Origin of the sequence: Pseudactinotalea sp. (assembly GCF_048594945.1) — a bacterium.
Taxonomy (GTDB): domain Bacteria; phylum Actinomycetota; class Actinomycetes; order Actinomycetales; family Beutenbergiaceae; genus Pseudactinotalea.
The window spans coordinates 1-16,516 of record NZ_JBMDXJ010000291.1 but is presented as its reverse complement, the minus strand read 5'-3'; the positions used below and the strand labels follow the sequence as shown (position 1 = coordinate 16,516).

Genomic DNA, 16,516 nt, shown 5'->3' with positions numbered 1-16,516 from the left:
TGCGGTCCGGCCACCACCCGGTCGATCGCCTCGTCGAGGGCCGGGTCGTCGATGAGGGCACGCCCCTCGCGGGCGGTCAGCAGCGCCGCCTCGTTCAGCACGTTCGCGAGATCCGCGCCGGTGAACCCCGGCGTCCGCTTGGCAACCATGTGCAGATCGACTTTCGGCGCCATCGGCTTGCCCTGGGAGTGGACCCGGAGGATCGCCTCGCGGCCGCGCAGGTCGGGCGCCTCGACCGCCACCTGGCGGTCGAACCGCCCCGGTCGCAGCAGGGCCGGGTCGAGGATGTCGGGCCGGTTCGTGGCCGCGATCATGATGACGTTCTGGTTGCCGTCGAAGCCGTCCATCTCCACCAGGAGCTGGTTCAGCGTCTGCTCCCGTTCGTCGTGTCCGCCGCCGAGCCCGGCACCGCGGGGCCGGCCCACGGCATCGATCTCGTCCACGAAGATGATCGCCGGCGCGTTCGCCTTGGCCTGCTCGAACAGGTCGCGCACACGGGAGGCGCCCACACCCACGAACATCTCGACGAAGTCGGAACCCGAGATCGAGTAGAACGGCGCCCCGGCCTCGCCCGCGATCGCCTTCGCCAGCAGCGTCTTGCCGGTTCCGGGCGGGCCGTACAGCAGCACGCCCTTGGGAATCTTCGCCCCGACCGCCTGGAACTTCGCCGGGTCGGCGAGGAACTCCTTGATCTCGCCGAGCTCCTCCACCGCCTCGTCCACACCGGCGACGTCGGAGAACGTCACCTTGGGCATCTCCTTGGTGACCTGCTTCGCCTTCGACTTGCCGAAGTTCATCATCTTGTTCCCGCCGCCCTGCACGCGGGACATGAGGAACCAGAACAGCGCACCGAGCAGCAGCACTGTCAGCAGCAGCGGCAGGATCGAGGACCAGATGGAGGGCTGCGGGACCACCGAGTTGTAGCCGTCGGGAAGGCGCTCGTCGGCGCGCGCCGCCGCCACCGACTCCGCCACCGCGTCGGCCTGCGCCGAGGAGTAGTAGAACTGCACGACGGTGCCCTTGTCGTCATCGTCGATGACGAGCGCCTCGCTCAGGCTCAGCGTGACCCGCTGGTAGCCGTCGTTGATCTCGACGGCCTCCACGGTCTCGCCCTCGAGCAGCTCCATGCCGGTGGAGGTATCGATGGTCGCCGTTCCGCCGCCGGCAAGCAGCCGGAAGCTCGTGAACACGACCAGGAGCGCGATGAGTACCCAGATGAGGGGACCGCGCAGCAGCTTCTTGACATTCATAGCGGTGGCGACCCGAGGCGGGCCGGATCCTTACTTTCCTCGGAACTTCCGTGATGGAACAGCGGTGACGCTATACGACCAACGCACGAACCCAGGAAAAGGTTCGCCTCTGTTCGCCGCGAGCATGAGCGCCCGAGGCTCGCTCCGCCGTCGGCGATCGCCGAGCTCAAGATGAGTAGACGTGCGGTGCGAGCGTCCCGACGAACGGCAGGGTGCGGTAGCGCTCGGCGTAGTCGAGGCCATACCCGACCACGAACTCGTTCGGGATGTCGAAGCCGACGTACTTCACGTCCACCGCAACCTTGGCGGCGTCCGGCTTGCGGAACATCGTGGCGATCTCGAGGCTCTCAGGGCTACGGGAGCGCAGGTTCGAGATCAGCCAGGACAGCGTGAGACCGGAGTCGATGATGTCCTCGACGATCAGCACGTGCTTGCCGAGCAGGTCGGTGTTGAGGTCCTTGAGGATGCGCACCACACCCGAGGACTTGGTGCCCGACCCGTAGGACGAGATCGCCATCCAGTCCATCTTCACCGACAGCTGCAGCTTGCGGCTGAGATCGGCCATCACCATGACCGCGCCGTTGAGCACACCGACGAGCAGCACCTCGCGCCCCGCGTAGTCGGCGTCGATCTGCGCGGCCAGCTCACGCAGCCGGTCCTGGATCTGGTCCTCCGTGTACAGGACCTTCTCCAGGTCGTTCCCCATCTCGCTGGCGTCCACGCCGCCTGTCTCCTCGCGTCGATCAAGCCGTGGGCCAGGCACGGCCAGCCGGCTGAGCCCGATGGGCCAGGACCAGCCTGCCACAGTCCCGGCGCCCAGCGATCCCGCCGGGCAGCGCGACCTCGCCCTGTCCCCGCCAGTCGGTGACGTGCGCCTCGAGCGCTCGCACGTGGGTCGCGAGCAGCGCCACGGCGGGCGCGCCCGCCGCGAGCGCTGCTCGGCGCAGCACCCTGGTGCGCAGCGCCTCGTGCTCGGCAGCCATGGCCTCGACGTCGAGCACGACGGCGGAGCGCGCCTCCGGCTCGTCGGTCACGACCGCGCATCTGGCCCAGGCCTGCTCGGCAAGGTGGTCGAGCAGGTCCGCGTCGGCGCGTGCGAGGCGGGCGGTCCGGGCGAGCGCGGGGATCGGGTCACGCCCCAGGGCGTCAGCGAGCGCGACGAGCACCCGGTCCCGCACGGCGGCGCGGGGTACAGGGCCGCCGTCGGCGCGGCGCCAGGGCCCGTCGGAGGCGTTGCTGGGGTCGGTGTCGGTGTGGAGGCCGAGTACCTCGCAGGTGGCGTGGGTGTCGGCACGCCGGACGTCGAGCAGCGGCCGCCACAGCGTTCCGTTGACGCACGCCATGGCCGAGAGCGAGCGGGTGCCGCTGCCGCGGCCGGCCGCCAGGAGCACGGTCTCGGCCTGGTCGTCCTCGGTGTGGCCGAGCAGGACGCCGATGGCTCCGGTCTCGGCGCGAGCGGCCTCGATCTCGGCGTAGCGGGCCTCACGCGCGGCGGTCTCGGTGGCGCGGTCCAGGTGCGTGACGCGGCGCACCAGCACCGGCTGGAGCCCGAGCTCGGTGCACGTGCGGGCGGCCTGTTCCGCCACGTTGGCGCTGTCGGGCCGCAGCCCGTGATCCACCACGACCGCGCCCGCACGGATGCCGAGCCTGGGCGCGAGGAACGCGGCCTGGCTCGCGAGCGCGACCGAGTCCGGACCACCCGAGCACGCCACCAGCACCAGCCCACCCTCAGCCAGTACGCCACCGAGCAGCTGCTCGAGCAGGTCGCGAACCCCGCCACGCACCCGGGCGATCGCGGGATCGGGCCCGACCAACGCCGTCGACCTCTCGCCTCTAGCCGTGCACCCGGCGCACCCACGCGGCCGGGTCGGTGATCTCGGCGGCGAGCGGGAGCTGGTCGGGGCCGGTCCAGACGGCGTTGAGGCCCTCGTGGCCGACGGCCTCGGTGACGCCGCGCACGAAGGCGGCGCCCTGGCGGTACTGGGCGAGCTTGGCGTCCATGCCGAGGAGACGGCGGAGCAGGATGTCGAGCACCCCGCGGCCGTCACGGCGCGCCTCGAACGCACGGCGGATGCGCGCGACACTGGGCACCACGGCCGGGCCGGCCTCGTCCATGACCACGTCGGCGTGCCCCTCGAGCAGCGACATGACCGCGAGGATGCGCTCGAGATGGGCGCGCTCGGACTCGGTGAGCACCGCAGTCATCAGCGGACCGCCCGAGGTGGCGTCCACGGGACCACCCGCGAGCGTGCGCGGGATGGCCTCGAGCAGCGACCTGGCGCGACGTGCCGGCTCACCGGTGGCGGACATCGAGGTGGTGAGCGCGGTCATGTCCGCGCGCAGGTGGTCGGGCAGCCACGGGGCAGCGCTGAACTGCACCGCGTGCGTCTGCTCGTGCAGGCAGACCCACAGGTGGAAGTCGGCGGGGTCCACGCGGAGCTGCCGCTGCACGTGCAGCACGTTGGGGGCGACCACGAGGAGGCGGGCATCACCGTCGGGGCCTGACGCGAAGGGGTCGAACTGGCCCAGCACGCGGCTGGCGAGCAACGACAGCATCACCCCGAGCTCCTCGCCGGAGAGTCGAGCCGATACGGCACCCCCGGCCTGGGGGATCTCGTCACCGAGCAGGTCGGCGAAGATCGACACGTTCGCGGACGCCCAGCGCGCCCGGTCCACCACGTAGGTAGGCAACGCTGCCGCGTGCTCGGCGGCCTCGTGCAGGCCCGTGACCTTCCCGACGATCGCTGGTGCCCGCCGTGCCGAGCGGCGCAGCGATGCCACCAGTGCGCTGGCCTCGCGCCGGTCCACGGCCGGTCCCGGCGGTGTGAGCGCCGCCGCCCGCCGCCGCGCCACGCCCCAGTCGATCGCCCCCGGAGCCGCTGCAAGAGTCATGCCGTCAGCCAACGTAGCCCACCCCACAACCGATTTCACTGAGGTTCTGGCCCCTTGCCGGTTTCACTGAGGGGCCAGAACCTCAGTGACATCAGCAGCCGCAGGAGGCGAGGTCGGAGACCCAGGCGTCGATCGCACTGCGAGCGCCGGCCAGGCCGCCGGCGGGCACGTCGCCCACGAGCACGGCGAAGGCGAGGAGGCGACCATCGGCGGTGGTGACGTAGCCGGACAGCGAGGCGACCGTGCGCAACGTCCCGGTCTTGGCGACCACGAGGCCGGCTGCGGGCGGGTCCCCGAGGCGGGTCGAGAGCGTGCCTTCCAGACCGGCAACCGGAAGGCCGCGGGCCACCGAACCGAGCTCGGGCCGCTCGGCGACTGTGGTCAGTGTCTCCACGAGGGTGCGCGGGGAGATCCGATTCGTCGAGGACAGGCCCGAGGTATCGGCGAGCTCCAACCCCGCGACGTCGATGCCGAGCTCGCCCAGCACCATGCCGACCGCAACGCCGGCGCCGGCGAAGCTCGGCTCCTCCCCCGCCTCGTGCGCCACCAGCCGCCCCAGCCCCTCGGACAGGATGTTCTCCGAGTGCTGCAGCGCGTACGCGATCAGGTCGCTCAGCGGGGCCGAGTGCACGGCGGCGAGCTCGGTGCCGTCGGCGGATGCGGACGACTCAGTCACCTCGCCCTCGACCGTGATGCCCGCCGCCACCAGCGCCTCAACGAACGCCGCCGCAGCTTCTCCCGCGGGGTCGGTCACACGGGCGCGTGTGCCGTCGACACGGCCGATCTCGATCGCGAGCGGAGCCATGTGCATCGCGTCGCCAGCGGCGAGGTCGATGTCGTCCCACCGTGGCGCCATGTCCGGTCCGGCGTAGTAGGCGAGGTCGAGCCCCACGCTCACCCGTGTGGTCCCCGCTGCGGTCAGCGCCTCGGCGGTGTCCTCGGCGAGATCGGCAAGACCGGCGTGGCCGACGATCGCGTCCGGGTCGCCGGCACCGGCGGCGAGCGTGAGGTCGCCACCGCCCACGAGGACGATCTCGCCCTCCGCACCAGCGACTACGCTCGTGGTGAAACGGTGATCGGCGCCCGCGGCGGCGACCGCAGCGGCGGCGGTCAGCAGCTTTGTGGTGGATGCCGGGACGTGCCCGGAGTCGGCGGCAGCGGCGTCGAGCTCCTCACCTGTGAGCACATCGGCAACGAGCACGCCGACACTCCCCACCGCGGCGTCTCCTTGCAGCGTCTGCCGGAGTGCGGCGAGCGCATCGGTCTCGGGCTGGGCCGCGTCGGCGGGGTCGCCGACCACCTCGAGCGGAGCCGCAGCCGGCACCTGGATCTGCGGATACGGCGGGTTCGGCAGCCGCTCGGGCTGCAGCGTCAGCACACCCGGGACCACGTCGTACACGTCACCGGCGACGTACCCACCGCCCAACACCACCACGAGCAGAACAGCAGGGACAACAGCGCGCGACCTGCGCCGTCGTCGATCCTTCGCCACCGAGGAAGTATCCCGCACCCTCCCGGGTGCGTCAGACTAGGCCCAGGAAACGCACGAAGGAGGGCGCAGCGTGGAGTTCGACGTCACGATCGAGATCCCCAAGGGTCAGCGCAACAAGTACGAGGTGGACCACGAGACCGGCCGCATCCGGCTGGACCGGATGCTGTTCACCTCGACCCGCTACCCCGATGACTACGGATACATCGAGGGCACCCTCGGCGAGGACGGCGACCCGCTCGACGCGCTCGTGCTGCTCGAGGAGCCCACGTTTCCCGGCTGCCTGATCCGGTGCCGCGCACTCGGCATGTTCCGCATGCGCGACGAGGCCGGCGGCGACGACAAGGTGCTGTGCGTACCCAAGGGCGACCAGCGTGCCTCCTGGCGCTCCGACATCGACGACGTCTCCGAGTTCCACCGCCTGGAGATCCAGCACTTCTTCGAGGTCTACAAGGACCTCGAGCCCGGGAAGTCGGTCGAGGGCGCGCACTGGGTCGACCGCGCCAAGGCCGAGGCCGAGATCCAGCGCTCGTTCCAGCGCGCTATCGACACCGGCTACACCCACCCGCAGCCGCACATCGGCTGAGGCCGCTCGCCTCCGAGCGTCAGGGTCGAGCGGCGTACGGCAGCACGTTCTGCCACCACATCGGCACGAGCTCGACGGTCTTGCCCGGCGCCGGCGCGTGGAGGCGCATACCGTTCCCCGCGTAGATGGCCACGTGGTAGATCCCGCTCGGTGAGCCGTTTCTGGAGTAGAAGAACAGGTCGCCCGGCTTCATCTGCCCAACGGGCACGAGGTCGCCGGCGTAGTACTGGTCACGGCTGGTCCGCGGGATCGTGATGCCGGCGTTGCGGTAGGCCTGCATCGTCAGGCCCGAGCAGTCGTAGGAGTTCGGGCCGGCCGCGCCGTACACGTACGGCTTGCCGAGCTGCGTCCTGGCCCAGGCGAGGGCCGCCGCGTTGGCACCGCTCGACGGCGGAGCGGGGGGTGGCGTGGTGACCGGCGGCTTGGTCGTTGTGCTGGTGGGAGCCGGTGTGGTGGGAGCCGGTGTGGTCGGCCGCGGTGTGGTGGTGGTCGGCGCCGGTGTGGTCGGGTCCGCCGTGGGCTGCGGGGCGCTCGTGGTCGGCGCCGGAGTGCTCGCACTCTCGGTGGGTGCCGGAGCATCCTCGGAGTCCTCGGGCTCGTCGGCGGGAGCTTCCGGAGCCTCGACACCGAGCGCCGCGGCGGCTGCTTCGTTCTGCTCCTCGCGCCGCTGCTGCTCAGCGGCCTCCTGGCGCTGCTGTTCCATCTCGACGCTGGTCTGGCGCAACGCGGCCAGCTCGGAGATCAGCTCGCCGTATCGGGCCTGGTTGGCGCTGAGGATCGCGGCGGCGTTGTCGGCGGTCTGCTGCGCGGTGTCGGAGGCTTCCTCCAGCGTGGCTGCGGCCTCGGTCCGCTCGATGACTGTCTCGGCCGCACGGTCGTTGGCGGCCTCGGACGCGACCGCAGCGTCGGCGTACCGCTGCTCAGCTGCGGCGGTGCTGTCGCCGAGCACCTGGAAGGTGGTGGCTTCCGCGAGTGCGTCCTCGAGGCCGTCGGCGGACAGCATCGAGCCGAGCTGAGCAAGCCCACCGCCAGAGCGGTAGCTGGCCATCGCGAGCTCGGCCATCGCTGCGCTGGATGCATCGAGCTCGGCATCCGCCTGCTCGACGGCGACCTGCGCGTCAGCGTGGTCCTGCTCCGCGGTCTCGAGCGCGACGATCGCCGCGTTGTAGTCCTCGGCAGCGACCTGCGCCTCGATGGTCGCGGCGTCGTAGGCGGCCTGGTTGGTGGCGAGCTCGGCCTCGAGCCCGGCGATCGAGGCTGCGGTGTCGGCGGCAGCGGCGTCGACCGAGGCGATGTCGTCGTCGGACGGCACCGTGGGCGACGCCAGGGCACCCGTCGCGAACAGGCTGAAACCGGCCGTCAGAGCAGTGGCCACGCCCAGCGGACCGATGAGTCTGCGTCGCACGTCTCTCCCCAACCTCACACGAACCGATCACCTCAGTACCGGCGTGTCGAGTTGACGCGCGCAGCACATACGTCCGTCACCGTAGTGCACTTTTCGCTCTCGCGACACACCTGTCACAAGATTCACATTCGTCACACGATGTGCTAGCGCGAATGACATGAATGTGATTCATCGACGCGGCACGCGCACTGAGTGCGCACGGTGCAGGTGGGTGCGCACCGTGCGCGGTGCGCACCCACCGGCGGTGTGCGCACTCACCCGCCGTCGATACGCGCGGACTGGCACCGTCCCACGATGCGAGACATTCCGCCCGAACGCTGGTACAGGCGGCCTGTCACGGCCTAACGTCAGCGACATGTTCCACCGAATGTGCCGCTGACGCGCACGTTCGGCATGCCCTGACGTTCATCTCCGCATCCCCGCGGAGGCGTCGCACGTGCGCACCGCCCACCCCCACCCGGGACCAGGCCAGCGCGACTCCGCCCTGCCGGTCCCCGACCCGCAGGAGAGATGACCCATGAGCACCCCTTGGAACTTCGAGACGCGGCAGATCCACGCCGGACAGGCACCTGACGCCGAGACCGGAGCGCGCGCGCTGCCGATCTACCAGACCACCTCGTTCGTGTTCAAGAACACCGACGAGGCCGCAGCGCGGTTCGCGCTCGCCGAGCTCGGCCCGATCTACACCCGCATCACGAACCCCACGCAGGCGGCGGTCGAGGACCGGATCGCCTCGCTCGAGGGCGGCGTCGGCGCGTTGCTGGTGGCCTCGGGACAAGCAGCTGAGACGCTCGCGATCCTCAACATCGCCGAGGCCGGCGACCACGTGGTGGCCTCCTCCTCCCTGTACGGCGGCACCTACAACCTGCTGCACCACACGCTGCCCAAGCTCGGCATCACCACCACGTTCGTCGAGAACCCGGACGACCCGGAGTCCTGGCGCGCCGCAGCGAAGCCGAACACGAAGCTGTTCTTCGGCGAGTCGATCCCCAACCCCAAGGGCGACATCCTCGACATCGAGCGCGTCGCGGCCGTCGCCCACGAGATCGGCGTGCCGCTCATCGTCGACAACACGGTCGGTACCCCGTACCTGCTGCGCCCGCTGGAGTGGGGCGCTGACATCGTGGTCCACTCCGCGACCAAATACCTCGGCGGCCACGGCACCTCGATCGCCGGTGTGATCGTCGACGGCGGCTCGTTCAACTTCGCCGACGACCCCGAGCGGTTCCCCAACTACAACACCCCGGACCCCAGCTACAACGGCCTGGTCTACGCCCGCGACCTGGGCGAGGGTGGCGCGTTCGGCGTCAACCTCTCGTTCATCCTCAAGGCACGCGTGCAGCTGCTGCGTGACCTGGGCACGGCCGTCGCGCCGTTCAACGCGTTCCTCATCTCGCAGGGGCTGGAGACGCTGTCGTTGCGAGTTGAGCGTCACGTGGAGAACGCGCAGAAGGTGGCGACCTACCTCGAGCAGCATGCGCAGGTGCGCTCGGTCAACTACGCCAGCCTGCCGTCGAGCCCGTACTACGCGCTCGCGCAGAAGTACACGCCTCAGGGCGCCGGCGCTGTGCTCGCGTTCGAGATCGAGGGCGGCCTTGCCGCGGGCAAGGCGTTCGTGGACGGCCTCGAGCTGCACTCGCTCGTGGCCAACATCGGTGACGTCCGCTCGCTCGTGATCCACCCGGCGTCGACCACGCACAGCCAGCTGACGCCCGAGGAGCAGGCCGCGAGCGCGGTGACCCCGGGTCTGGTGCGCCTCGCCGTCGGGATCGAGCACATCGACGACATCCTCGCCGACCTCGAGAAGGGCTTCGAGGCCGCTGCGGCCGCTGCCAGCGTCGCGTCCGAGGCGACGGCTGCCGAGACGGCCTGACACGATGCGGCCCGAGGTGACTACCGTGAGCAACGTGAATCCGTCCTGGGACCGAACCGGCACCCCGCGCTCCGCGGTGCGTGCTGTCCGGCGCCCCGCCCGGCCGCGCCTGCCGATGGGGCCGATTCCGGCTTCCGGCGCGTGGCGTGAGGGTGATGAGCCGGGTCGTCGGATGTTCGCGCACCTCGGGCCGCTGCACCTCGAGGCCGGCGGCAAGCTTCCGTCGGTCACGCTGGCCTACGAGACATGGGGCCGGCTCAACACCGCCGGCGACAACGCCGTACTGGTGCTGCACGCGCTCACCGGCGACAGCCACGTCACGGGTGAGGTCGAGCCCGGCCACGCCACGGCCGGTTGGTGGAGCGAGCTCGTGGGACCGGGCAAGCCGATCGACACCGACCGCTACTTCGTGGTCGCCCCGAACGTGCTGGGCGGGTGTCAGGGCAGCACCGGACCATCCTCGGCCGCACCTGACGGCACCCCGTGGGGGTCCCGCTTCCCGTACGTGACCGTTCGCGACCAGGTGGCCGCCGAGGTCGAGCTGACCGACCTCCTGGGCATCGGGAGCTGGGCGCTGGTGAGCGGCGCGTCGATGGGTGGCCATCGCGCCGTGGAGTGGGCGGCCGGTCACCCCTCGCGTGTGCGCCGGCTGGCAGCGATCGCCACGAACGCCCAGAGCTCGGGTGACCAGATCGCCTGGGCGCACAGCCAGCTCGGCGCCATCCGCGCCGACACCCGCTTCCGCGGCGGCGACTACTACGCCGCCGTGGATGACGACGGGCCTCACGTCGGTCTCGGCATCGCCCGCCAGATCGCGCACACCACCTACCGCAGCGCGGCCGAGCTGGATGAGCGCTTCGGCCGGTTCCCCCAGGGTGGCGAGGACCCGCTCGGCGGTGGTGGCCGGTTCGCGGTGCAGTCCTACCTCGACCACCACGCGGGCAAGCTCTCCCGGCGCTTCGACGCCAACAGCTATGTGGTGCTCACCGACTCGATGCTCACCCACGACATCGGCCGCGACCGCGGCGGCGTGGCCTCGGCCCTCGCCGGCGTCACTGCCAAGACCCTCGCGGTCGCCGTGGACAGCGACCGCCTGTTCCTCCCCGAGCAGTCAGCACGGATCGCTGACGGCGTCCCCGACGGCCGACTGCGCGTCATCCGTTCTGCCTATGGTCACGACGGCTTCCTCATCGAGTTCGACCAGCTCGCCCCGATCGTCGCCGACTTCCTCGCCGAGGATCTCGAGCCCGGCCAGGACCCCGAATACATCATCTGACGGTGTCACCGCTCTTCCGCCCGGTGACACTTTCAACGCCGATCCGGCGTCACGACACTTTCAACGCTCTTCTGACCGGAAGAGCGTTGAAAGTTGGTGGGGGTGGGTAAGTGGTCGGTGAGCGGGACGCCGATCTCGTCGGCGGCCTGCTGGAGCACGGCCTGGACGGCCAGGGTGTCGTCGAGCGGCATCGTCGGGGACTCGGTCAGGCCGGCGGCGAGGCAGCGGTTGACCTCGTCGACCTCGAGCGAGTAGCCGCGGGACGCCGGGGGAAGCACGATCTCCTCGGGGTCGGTGCCTCCGGGGCGGTGGAGCACGATCCGGTCGGGGTGGTGGAACCGCGGCGGGATGTCGATCCACCCCTTCGTGCCCACCACGCGCGCGGCGCCCGGGCTGGAGTAGAAGGCGGCCCGCAACGTGGCCGAGCGGCCGTCGCCGTAGGAGAGCAGGTACGAGGACTCGCCGTCCACGCCACTCGACATCAGCGACCCGGTCACCGCCACGCTCGTCGGATTCCCGAGGACCATCTGCGCCAAGCTGACCACGTACACGCCGAGGTCGAGGATCGTGCCGCCGCCGAGGTCGAGCGAGAACAGCCGGTCCTCGGGGTCGAACGGGCGCTCGGCTCCGAGATCGGCCTCGACGCCGCGCACCTCACCGATCGCGCCCTCGGCGATCAGCTCCCGCATCCGCACGATCGCGGGCTGGAACCGCGTCCACATCGCCTCCATCGCGAACACACCCCGCGCCCGCGCGAGCGCCACCAGCGACTCGGCGCCGGCCAGGGTCGCCGTGAACGACTTCTCCATCAACAGCGCCTTGCCGGCTTCGAGCACGGCGGTGCCGTGAGCCACGTGCCAGGTGTGCGGGGTGGCGACATAGACGGCGTCGACCTCGGCGTCCGCGAGCAGCTCGTCGTAGGAGCCGTAGGCGCGGGCGATCCCGTGCGCCCGAGCGAACTGCTCCGCCCGCTCCAGCGAGCGCGACCCGACCGCCACCAACTCTCCGTCGGCCACGTGCGGGAAGTCACCCGCCACGCTCTCGGCGATCCGACCCGGCCCCAGCACTGCCCAACGCACCATGACCACGAACCTACCGTCCGCCGTCGTGGGCCATCATGGGCACATGCCGACCCTCGCCATGATCGTCAAGGATCTCCGTGAGCAGTGGGAGCTGCTGCGCGGGTGGCTCGACGAGCTGCCCGACCCGGCGTCGTCCGAACCGTCCACGCTCCCGGGCTGGTCGATCGCCGATCTCGTGGCGCACCTGGGCAGGGTGATGGACTCGATCAGCGCCCTGCGGCCCGCAGGGCCTGACGACGACGGCGACCCGCTCAGTCTGTCCGCGTACCTCGCCACGTACGCCACGGCGGACGCCGAGTACTTCGATCGCCTCGCGCGTGAGCTCACCGCGTCGATCGCGAACGCCCCGTTGGACCATCTCGACCGCATGGCCGAGCGCGCCTTTGCCGACATCGAGGCGCTGACCGCCGCTCCCGACGCCGATCAAGCCGTGGTCGTCGCCCGACGTGGCCCGATCGAGCTGCCTGACTTCCTCATGAGCCGGCTGATCGAGCTCGTGGTCCACGGCTACGACCTCGCACCCACCCTGCCGCTGCCGACGCCCGTGGACCCGACCGCCCGCAGGCTCGTGGCGCAGGCGCTGATCGAGGTGGCCCGCCAACGCACCGGAGAGGCGATCGACGTGGGCGACGAAGCCGCATGGATCGCGACCGCGACCGGGCGGCTCGACTGGCCCTCCGCCGTCGGCCGAGGTGCGGTCCGTCCGAGCTCGCTCTCGGACGGAACTCCCGATCTGACCGCGTCGTTGCCACTGCTGTGACCGACGCACCGCCTCCCCGATCGCTCCCGCGCGGCAAGACCGCGAAGCGGAAGCCGACGGCCAAGCGCGCCGCACCCGAACAGACCGCTCGCACCGGGCCACGAGACGGCCCTCCACCGCCGCCGCCCACCGGGCGATGGGGGCGCGACGTGCTCGGCGACGACTTCCAGGCGCGAACCTTCCCCCAGGCCGACGACGACGAGGGCGCCGTGGTCACCACGCTGATCCGGCATCGGCCGGGCGGAGCGCCGCTCCCCCGCCGCCCGCGGTTCGCGGTGCTGTACGTGCACGGCTGGTCGGACTATTTCATCCAGACCGAGCTCGCGGAGTTCTGGACCGAGCGGGGCGCGGTGTTCTACGCGGTCGACCTGCGCAAGTCAGGGCGCTCGATCCGTCCGCACCAGACCCCGTGCTTCGTGGAGTCCCTCCAGGAGTACGACGACGATCTCGACCTCGCCGTGGACGTCATCCGACACGTGCACGGAACCTCGGTGCCGATCGTGTACATGGCCCACTCCCAGGGCGCGCTCACGGGGGCGTTGTGGGTCAAGCGGCGGCCCGGAACCGTGCGCGGGATCGTGATGAACTCGCCGTTCCTGGAGATGCACGGGTCGAGCCTGGCCCGCGCGATCAGCCATCCGGTGGTCTCGCAGGTGGCGCGGCGGCAGTCGCGGTGGCCGGTGCCGATCCCGGCACCCACCTTCTACGACCGCACGATCAACGAGCACGAGGACGGCGAGTGGGTGATCGAGCCCACGTGGCGCCCCGTGCCCACGCACCCGATCCGGCCAGGTTGGGTCGACGCCGTGATGTCCGGGCACAAGCAGCTCGAGGCGGGCCTCGAGCTCGAGATCCCGATCCTCGTGATGACCTCCCACCGCACCGTGATCGGTTCGAAGTGGCGCGAGGAGATGCGGACCGCGGACGTGGTCATCGACGTCAAACAGGTGCGACGCCGCGCACCCGATCTCGGGCGGACAGTGACGTTGGCGAAGATCCAGGACGCGGTCCACGACGTGCTGCTGTCGCCGCACCCCGTCCGCGACCGGGCCTACGAGCAGATCGACCGCTGGTACCGGGGCTACATCGAGCCGGACCTGGGCTGAACCAGAAGATCCACCAGATCGGAACCCTGCAGCGCGGGCGGCAGCACCGCTCGCGTGGTGGTGCGCGCGGTGAGATCGACCCACCCGAACCCAGACGTGGGTGACCAGTTCGTCACGTAGCGAGCAGGGCGCACGCGCTCGTCCTGCCAGAGCGCCGTGAGGGCTGCCTCTGCTCCGGCAGCGCCACGGTCGGCCTGGACAGTGAGCTCGGCGATCTCGTCAGTCAGCCCGACGGCGGCCCGGTCCGGTTCTGCGCCGAACGTCGCCATGGCGCCCCACATGTCCCAGAGCACCAGCTCGCAACGGTGCCGGTGCGCGAGGTCAGCGAGCACGTATCGGTGCACGAAGCCCAGACCGCTCAGCAGCGGCGACTCCGGCACCGCGCCGAACCTGCTGGCGTCGAGTCGGCCTGCCCGAGTGGCCAGCCAGATCTCGGCGGCGGTGGCGAACGGGGCGTCCTCGCCAGTGGGGATGTCGTACGTGTCGAACGGGTGGGCGGTGTTCTCGAGCTCGGGGTCGAAGCGCACCCAGCGGTCGCCGTCGTGCCGCTCGACGATCACGTGGTCGTGGTGGAATCCGGGCGTCCCCAGGTAGTCGGCGAACCCCAGCCGGGTCCGCGCAGGGATACCCTGCTCGCGCAACACCGCCACAGCCAGCAGGGCGTGGTCACGGCAGCACCCGGCCACCTTGTTCTCCTCCGGTCGAGCGCCGAGCGGATCGTCCGGGCTGCTCTGGGCGGCCGCATCGAGGATCGCTGAGATCCACCGCAGGTCCACGTCGTCGCGCTGCTGCGGTGTCAGTGGTCTCGTTCGGTAGTGCACGACGACGTCCGTCACCATCTCGTGCAAGCTCGCCGGGTCGGTGGCGACCCGAGCGAGACGGGCGGCGTGGGCACCGGGGTCGGAGAACTCGCTGTGCGTGGCGTAGTCGATGACGCTCGGAATATCCATCCCGCGAGCGTGAGGGCTGCCCCTGGGGCAGGGTCAAGCATCCGCCTCAGCCGACCTCGATCGCGACCTCCGCGACGATCTCCTCGGGATCCTCGCTCCAGCTGCCCCGGTAGACCTCGCGGGTGGGACCGGGCGCGAGGTCGCGGAGAGTCTCGTGATAGCCGACGATCCTGGGGAACTCGCAGTCGCGCACGGGCACCTCGAGATAGGCCTCGGCCCGGGCGGGTTCGGCACGGAGCACGATGCCGCCGGTCGGGGCGGCCGCACCCGTGTAGGGCACACAGGTCTCGACACGTCCCGACAGCTCGGCCACCGGTGGCTCGTGAAAGATCACCCAGTGCCCGGGCTCCGCCTCAGCACCGACATCGACGAGGTGTCGGCGGATCGCAAGAGCGTCCGCCGTGAAGGTGGGGACGAGGTTGGCCTGCGAGACCTGGGACGTGATCGTGGCCATGGTGCGCTCAGGGCAGGCGCGGCGCCTTACCTGGACGGCGAGCGCGGGGTCGATCGCGACATGCTCCGGAACAGCGCCGAGTGACCGTGCGAGCTCGAGTGCCGCCCCGCGCTGCTCGACCAGCCCTTCGCTGCGTTCGACCCACCAGGCGAGGAGCAGCTGCCGCGCCCTCGCGGGCTCGGCGTCCAGCACCTGTGTCACCTGAGCGAGCGGGATCTCGAGGCGGCGGAGCAGGGCGATCTGCCGCGCCCGATCGACCTGCTCGAGCGCGTAGGTGCGGTAGCCGGTGCGTGGATCCACCTCTGCCGGGACCAGCAGCCCCTTCGCGTCGTACAGCCGCAGCGCCTTGATCGACAACCCTGACTCGCGGACCATCTCACCGCTCGAAAGAGTCCGACGCATGTCGCTCACGTGGCCGGCGTGCGCGCCGGGGCGTCGGAGGTGGTGAGCAGCTCCGCCAGCGTGACGCCGGCGACATCCGCGAGCTGCTCGGCCTGGGTGCGGCAGGAGAAGCCGTCGGCGAGGAGCACGGACCCGGCCGGGGCCTCGCGCAGCGCGGTCAGCATCCCGTTCTCGGCCACGGCGACGCTCACGTCGTAGTGCCCCTTCTCCATGCCGAAGTTGCCGGCGAGCCCGCAGCAGCCGGAGATCGTGCTCACGTGGGCGCCGGCGCGCTCGAGCAGCGCCAGGTCCGGGCCGTAGCCCATCACCGCGTACTGGTGGCAGTGAGGTTGGGCCACGACCTCCACGCCGGTGAGGTCCGGCGGGGCCCACTCCGGTCCGGGGCCCAGCGGTGCCGGAGCGCTGAGCAGCTCGGCGACCGTGTGCACGTTCCCGGCGAGCGCCCGGGCGCGCGGGTCGTCACCGAGCAGCTCGAGCATGTCGCTGCGCAGCACCGCGGTGCAGCTCGGCTCCACCCCGATGATCGGGATGCCACGCTCGACCCACGGAGTGAGCACGTCGAGCGTCTGTGCAAGCTTGGCGCGCGCACCGTCGAGCTGCCCGGTGGAGATCCAGGTGAGGCCGCAGCACGCGTCCTGATCCGGCACGCGCACGGTGGAGCCGGCATCCTGCAGCAACCTCACGGTGGCTCGCGCGCCCTCCGTGGACATCGTCTCGCTGAACGAGTCGACCCAGAGCATCACCTCGCGGGTGGGCTGGGTGCTCGACGGCGTCGCTCGCCGTTCGCGGCGATCGAACCATCGGGAGAACCGCTGGGTGGCGAACGTCGGGACGCCGCGTCGGGTGTCCATACCGCCGCCGGCGAGGATCAGGCGCCGCAGCGGCCCGACCTTCATCACCGCGTTCGCGACCGCCGCGACCGCCGGGACCGCGGTCACCAGCCGGGACCAGCGCGGCAGCCAGCCGAGCGCGTAGTGCCGGATCGGCCGGA

15 protein-coding genes are annotated in these 16,516 nt (G+C 70.9%); 5 read left to right on the top strand and 10 right to left on the bottom strand.

Annotation, left to right across the window (positions count from 1 at the left end; genetic code table 11):
• From ACOJSN_RS12750 to dacB, 5 genes are all read right to left on the bottom strand, one after another.
• The coding region (locus ACOJSN_RS12750; protein WP_420112873.1) for an ATP-dependent metallopeptidase FtsH/Yme1/Tma family protein at positions 1-1,250 on the bottom strand (1,250 nt) is incomplete at its 3' end.
• 166 nt (positions 1,251-1,416) lie between these two features.
• Positions 1,417-1,956 (bottom strand): hypoxanthine phosphoribosyltransferase, encoded by a 540-nt coding sequence (gene hpt / locus ACOJSN_RS12745; RefSeq protein WP_420112876.1) that lies wholly within the window; start codon positions 1,954-1,956, stop codon positions 1,417-1,419.
• A gap of 37 nt (positions 1,957-1,993) precedes the next feature.
• Positions 1,994-3,064 carry a tRNA lysidine(34) synthetase TilS gene (gene tilS, locus ACOJSN_RS12740; protein ID WP_420112872.1) on the bottom strand — a complete coding sequence of 357 codons (1,071 nt, stop codon included), beginning with the start codon at positions 3,062-3,064 and terminating at the stop codon, positions 1,994-1,996.
• 19 nt (positions 3,065-3,083) lie between these two features.
• A complete protein-coding gene (locus ACOJSN_RS12735; RefSeq protein ID WP_420112871.1) occupies positions 3,084-4,142 on the bottom strand; it encodes a zinc-dependent metalloprotease in 1,059 nt (352 codons plus the stop codon).
• A gap of 91 nt (positions 4,143-4,233) precedes the next feature.
• Positions 4,234-5,634 (bottom strand): D-alanyl-D-alanine carboxypeptidase/D-alanyl-D-alanine endopeptidase, encoded by a 1,401-nt coding sequence (gene dacB, locus ACOJSN_RS12730; protein ID WP_420112870.1) that lies wholly within the window; start codon positions 5,632-5,634, stop codon positions 4,234-4,236.
• A gap of 70 nt (positions 5,635-5,704) precedes the next feature.
• Between dacB and ACOJSN_RS12725 the strand changes: the two genes are divergently transcribed.
• Positions 5,705-6,217, top strand: a complete 513-nt coding sequence (locus tag ACOJSN_RS12725; RefSeq protein WP_420112869.1) for an inorganic diphosphatase — start codon at positions 5,705-5,707, stop codon at positions 6,215-6,217.
• A gap of 19 nt (positions 6,218-6,236) precedes the next feature.
• Here the strand turns inward: ACOJSN_RS12725 and ACOJSN_RS12720 are convergent, their stop codons facing one another.
• A complete protein-coding gene (locus ACOJSN_RS12720; RefSeq protein ID WP_420112868.1) occupies positions 6,237-7,622 on the bottom strand; it encodes an NlpC/P60 family protein in 1,386 nt (461 codons plus the stop codon).
• A 517-nt stretch (positions 7,623-8,139) separates the two neighbouring features.
• On the opposite strand from ACOJSN_RS12720, the gene ACOJSN_RS12715 reads away from it, so the two are divergent.
• Together ACOJSN_RS12715 and metX are read left to right on the top strand one after the other, a co-directional pair.
• Positions 8,140-9,495 (top strand): bifunctional o-acetylhomoserine/o-acetylserine sulfhydrylase, encoded by a 1,356-nt coding sequence (locus tag ACOJSN_RS12715; protein WP_420112867.1) that lies wholly within the window; start codon positions 8,140-8,142, stop codon positions 9,493-9,495.
• A 115-nt stretch (positions 9,496-9,610) separates the two neighbouring features.
• Positions 9,611-10,771, top strand: coding sequence for a homoserine O-acetyltransferase MetX (metX, locus tag ACOJSN_RS12710; protein WP_420112875.1), 1,161 nt, complete (start codon positions 9,611-9,613; stop codon positions 10,769-10,771).
• 32 nt (positions 10,772-10,803) lie between these two features.
• Here the strand turns inward: metX and ACOJSN_RS12705 are convergent, their stop codons facing one another.
• On the bottom strand, positions 10,804-11,853 hold the full coding sequence (locus ACOJSN_RS12705; protein WP_420112866.1) for a Gfo/Idh/MocA family protein: 1,050 nt from the start codon (positions 11,851-11,853) through the stop codon (positions 10,804-10,806).
• Positions 11,854-11,896: 43 nt separating this feature from the next.
• Here ACOJSN_RS12705 and ACOJSN_RS12700 point away from each other — a divergent pair, with 43 nt between their 5' ends.
• The gene (locus ACOJSN_RS12700) at positions 11,897-12,613 is read left to right on the top strand and encodes a maleylpyruvate isomerase N-terminal domain-containing protein (RefSeq protein ID WP_420112865.1); all 717 of its coding nucleotides are present in this window, start codon (positions 11,897-11,899) and stop codon (positions 12,611-12,613) included.
• A gap of 149 nt (positions 12,614-12,762) precedes the next feature.
• Positions 12,763-13,719, top strand: a complete 957-nt coding sequence (locus ACOJSN_RS12695; RefSeq protein WP_420112864.1) for an alpha/beta hydrolase — start codon at positions 12,763-12,765, stop codon at positions 13,717-13,719.
• Here the strand turns inward: ACOJSN_RS12695 and ACOJSN_RS12690 are convergent.
• The 3 genes from ACOJSN_RS12690 to ACOJSN_RS12680 form a co-directional block, all read right to left on the bottom strand.
• Positions 13,695-14,669: a transglutaminase-like domain-containing protein gene (locus ACOJSN_RS12690; RefSeq protein ID WP_420112863.1), complete on the bottom strand. Its 975-nt coding sequence runs from the start codon at positions 14,667-14,669 to the stop codon at positions 13,695-13,697. The two genes, ACOJSN_RS12695 and ACOJSN_RS12690, sit on opposite strands and share 25 nt — an antisense overlap.
• A 46-nt stretch (positions 14,670-14,715) precedes the next feature.
• A complete protein-coding gene (locus ACOJSN_RS12685) occupies positions 14,716-15,525 on the bottom strand; it encodes a MerR family transcriptional regulator (RefSeq protein WP_420112874.1) in 810 nt (269 codons plus the stop codon).
• A gap of 5 nt (positions 15,526-15,530) precedes the next feature.
• On the bottom strand, positions 15,531-16,516 hold a 986-nt coding region (locus tag ACOJSN_RS12680), incomplete at its 5' end, for a (Fe-S)-binding protein (RefSeq protein WP_420112862.1).